We start from the raw sequence: 244 nt of genomic DNA, 5'->3' as shown, positions 1-244 counted from the left end.
AAAAAAAGTATTGAGAATTGAGTAGCTGGTATTGAGATGGATTTTATGGCGACATAAAGGATACCCGGTACAGACTACGCACTACTCACTACAAAAAAAGGAAAACATCAGAAGAAAGTGCCCGCCCCGGATGGAGCGGTCCCTGAGAGAAGAGATGAACAGAATAGCTAGTCCCGTAGCTCAGTTGGTTAGAGCACTACACTGATAATGTAGGGGTCAGCAGTTCAAATCTGCTCGGGACTAC

General features: G+C 45.1%; 1 tRNA gene. It reads left to right on the top strand.

Annotated elements, in window-relative coordinates:
* Positions 1 to 169 precede the first annotated feature (169 nt).
* Positions 170 to 243 (top strand) — tRNA-Ile (locus HPC41_RS00015).
* The last annotated feature ends 1 nt before the right edge of the window (position 244 follow it).

Source organism: Sphingobacterium prati, from assembly GCF_013167215.1.
Taxonomy (GTDB): Bacteria; Bacteroidota; Bacteroidia; order Sphingobacteriales; family Sphingobacteriaceae; genus Sphingobacterium; species Sphingobacterium prati.
This window is presented reverse-complemented; position numbering and strand designations above follow the sequence as displayed.